The 3,578-nt window shown below is 50.0% G+C and carries 4 protein-coding genes; all 4 read right to left on the bottom strand.

The window, feature by feature from the left end:
- Window positions 1-229: 229 nt before the first annotated feature.
- Window positions 230-985: a pseudouridine synthase gene (locus QZP87_RS09520; protein WP_291322686.1), complete on the bottom strand. Its 756-nt coding sequence runs from the start codon at window positions 983-985 to the stop codon at window positions 230-232.
- Window positions 982-1,779, bottom strand: a complete 798-nt coding sequence (locus QZP87_RS09525) for a DnaJ domain-containing protein (protein ID WP_291322687.1) — start codon at window positions 1,777-1,779, stop codon at window positions 982-984. The genes QZP87_RS09520 and QZP87_RS09525 overlap by 4 nt, the downstream gene beginning before the upstream one ends.
- A 47-nt stretch (window positions 1,780-1,826) precedes the next feature.
- On the bottom strand, window positions 1,827-2,297 hold the full coding sequence (locus QZP87_RS09530; RefSeq protein ID WP_291322688.1) for a YkgJ family cysteine cluster protein: 471 nt from the start codon (window positions 2,295-2,297) through the stop codon (window positions 1,827-1,829).
- A gap of 416 nt (window positions 2,298-2,713) precedes the next feature.
- A complete protein-coding gene (locus tag QZP87_RS09535; protein ID WP_291322689.1) occupies window positions 2,714-3,136 on the bottom strand; it encodes a CoA-binding protein in 423 nt (140 codons plus the stop codon).
- Window positions 3,137-3,578 lie beyond the last annotated feature (442 nt).

Raw genomic sequence — 3,578 nt, forward strand, 5'->3', positions numbered from 1 at the left:
TCCGCACAAATACCAAAATTACAGACTCGAAGTTATGCGTACCTGCACAGATAGTACTTAGCGGGGACAGTCCCCAGGCCTGGTGCCAGTAATCAACACCGATGACCCTCTGAATGGTTACGGCACTTTTGCCGACCTCAAACCGTAAAACGGCCGGACTATCCGGCTGCAAAAGAGCCAGTCCCCTTCCAGCTTAACTAAAGTGTCGCTGTAGTGCTAAGCGCCTGATCTATAAACTGCTTTTTGTGTAATTCTGCAGCATCCTTACTTCCCGGGGTTTCAGATAGCGCCATTCGCCTGACTTCAACTTTCCAAGTGAAAGAGGCCCCTGGCTTATGCGCACCAAAGACAAAATCACCAGGTCCAGATCCCGGCACATCCTCCGTATCTGGCGGTTGACTCCCTGTATCAGGGTCATCTTTGCCAGGACAGTGTCATTTTTTTTCTGCAGGATTTTTACTTCCACCGGGGCCAGGTTGACTCCTTCCTGAAGGACCATACCCCGGCGCATGTAGTGCAGTTTACCCCTCGTCAGATCGCCTCGCAGCCTGACCTTGTAAACCTTGGGGATCTTTTTCGAGGGATGTGTCAAGCTGTGTGCCAGGTCACCGTCATTGGTCAAGATTAAAAGGCCCTGGGAAAAGTAGTCCAGTCGGCCCACGGGAAACAGACGCAGTTTGTTCAGTGCTGCCGGCAGCAGGTCTGTAACGCTGGTTCTTCCCCCTGGATCCTGCATGGTGGTCACCACCTGCACCGGTTTGTTAAGCATGACGTAAACAGGGCTGCGCTCTATTTCTGTATCCAGGCTCAGGAGTCGACCATCCAGACTGAGCCTGTCCCTGGCTGGGTCAACCCTGGTACCCGGTTTCATGACCACTTCATCGTTTATCTTTACCCGGCCGGAAAAAATGAGCCCGTCGGCATCTCGTCTGGAGCAGATCCCGGCCCTGGCCAGGGCTTTGTTCAGGCGCAGATCCCGGCTCATTTCGCCAGAAGCCTTAAATAAAGATCTCCTTTCCATGGGCCTATCTTGCGGCCCATGCCCTTTAACCGCACCGGCCTGCCCACCACATAGTCCTGGGGCAGGTTCACGTTTATTACCTGCGGCGGTCCGGCCCACCTGCGGGCCACATTAATGCGGATACTGGACCCGGGCCTGAGCTTGAACGGGCTAAGGTGAACCGTCTGCTCGTCATCCAGTTGCGAGGAAAACCATTTTTTAATGCCGGCCAGAATTCCGCCTGACAGGTCAATGTCCAGGTTTATTTTACCCCATTCAAGCTTTAGCCTGCGTTTTTTAATTTCAGCCGGACTGGTTTCGTTTTTATCCCTTTTAAGCCTCTTGAAAATATCTTCAAAGACCTGTTTGGCAAAAGGATCGTTTAAAATATCCTTTAAAACCTCCTCCTGACGGTAGAAAAACCCCTCTCTGGCCTGTTGGGCACTGCTTTCGTATTGATTCTCCCAGGCTTTTTTATTCTTTGTGCCTGCATTATCCCAGCCTGACCTGGCCTGGCGCTGGTATGTCCGGCTGGCTTCCTTCCTGGAAGTTCGTCCCTTATGATCCTCAGAAAACGATTTACCCTGGCCCTGGTCAGCCTCCCTGCGCAGGGTGACATAGGCAGTATTAACCTGGTGAAACTTGTACCCAGCTTCCGGGTCATCCGGGTTCAGATCCGGGTGCAGTGCAAAGGCCAGAACCCGGTAAGCCTTTTTTATGCTTTCCAGGTCCGCCTCTGGACCAAGTCCCAGAATTTTTAAGCTTTCATGTCTGTCCATGTCCTTGCGATGATGATTCTGTTTAGATTTAGACTGTAGTCGGTTTATTAAGGTTTGGTCCTGGAGGGTATATCACTGGTGCGCAGGGCGCTTCCGGCGTCATCCTCCAGATCCAGGCTCAGGCCGTGCTGCTGCAGATATTCCATGCCCTCAAAGACAAAGTCTTCAAAGTTTACATCAGGGTCGATGCCGGGGCAGAACTGCCTGGCCATCTCGAAACTGGATCGGTCCAGGAGGTTGCCCCTGAAAAAAGGCCAGGCCCTGCATGTGCGGGGTTTGGCAGGGTGCACCAGGCAGCCTTTGTCATCGTGGAAAAATATGCACCAGCCTGTGGAATCGTTTATAATAAATGACTTGGATCCTTTTTGCTGAACATAATTTTTTTGAAATTCCTCCAGGCCTATTTGCAGGTATCGGGCAATTCTTTGCTGCTCAGCCAGAGTGGCTACGATTCCACCAACACCCTGGCAGCATTCGCCGCACATGCGGCAGTCAAAAGCTGTGTTTGAATCGGTCAATCCATTTCTCCCAACAGATGAAACAGTTTAGCCATTTGCATGTGGTATGGGGACTGGCTCTACCCGCACTTATTTTTTTAAACATGTCTGTCATCCTTCAGAAAAATTAGTGCAGGGGTGCCTGTCCCCTGCTTCCCTTAAAAAGGGCTAAACTGTTACCAACTGGACAGTCAAAAGTTTTTTTGTAATCTTTTGTTTTTATTGGTTTTTTTGGCAGACCAAAATATATCTTGGTCTAGACCAGGTATCTATTCAAATTTATTGACTTTATTTCTTACAACCAGGAACGAAGAACCAGGAACTTTGAACTCTCAAGTTACCAACAGATGAAATTTCTGCTGCATATTATGTACAATTTTGCGTTTCGGGCGAGATTTCGGGGCAGGCCGATATTAAAGCCCGCACCAAGAAAACATCTATGCTCCAAGCAGCCTCTGGTGTTCCACCTTGATGCACTTGTCCTGTATAACCTGTACAGGTCTGTCTTTAAGGATTTCAGCTGCCTGAATTGAAGATATGCCAAGCTGCATCCAGAAGGCCATGGGTGGGTGCTGCATTTCCAGTACTTCCAGGGCATGATCAGGGCAGTAATCCGATGCGCGGAAAAGATCAACAATGTCAACCTGCACCGGCACTCTGGTCAGGTCAGGGTAGGTATCGAGCCCCCAGACCCCCCTTCGTTTGGGATGCACCGGTATAACTATGTATCCGGCATTCATGAGGTATCGCCCAACGTTGTCTACAGGCTGTCCGGGCTTGTCCTTGGCACCGACTACCGCTATGGTTTTCGCGTTCTGCAGGAGGCTTTTTATGTCTTGATCCCTTTGGATATCCATCATACTGTTCTCCTTTGACTGAAATGCGTAAGTGTCCGGGGGTGCCGGATACCGGGCCTGGGGACAGTCCCCGATCACGCCTTGTGTAAATTATCGCCTCGGCCACCGGGGACAGGCACCCGGCACTTATTTTCCTAAGGAAGACTTACGGATTATTAAAATAAGTGCGGGGAGCCAGTCCCCTTCAAACTAAAATAAAGTGTCGCTGTAGTGTTAAGGTTTAAGGCGTGATTGTCGGCAATCACCACCAAGTACCCCCTGAATGGCTACGAAATTGCTGTATTCAGAACAGCTTAACCCAGGCCTTTAAGGCCGGCATCTTAACACTACAGCGAAACTTATAAAATATAATATTGATCTCACTTGGGGACAGGCACTTTTGCCGGTTGATAAATAACAATTGCTCCAAAAATTTGGCGGCAAAAGAGCCAGTCCCCGGAGGTCA

The sequence above is a fragment of the Desulfonatronospira sp. genome (genome assembly GCA_003563255.1).
Lineage (GTDB): Bacteria > Desulfobacterota > Desulfovibrionia > Desulfovibrionales > Desulfonatronovibrionaceae > Desulfonatronospira.

Excerpts from the sequence above, each read along its gene's own strand:
- QZP87_RS09535 (WP_291322689.1), bottom strand. The coding sequence starts at position 3,136 with ATGATGGATATCCAAAGGGATCAAGACATAAAAAGCCTCCTGCAGAAC.
- QZP87_RS09520 (WP_291322686.1), bottom strand. The coding sequence starts at position 985 with ATGAGCCGGGATCTGCGCCTGAACAAAGCCCTGGCCAGGGCCGGGATC.
- QZP87_RS09525 (WP_291322687.1), bottom strand. The coding sequence starts at position 1,779 with ATGGACAGACATGAAAGCTTAAAAATTCTGGGACTTGGTCCAGAGGCG.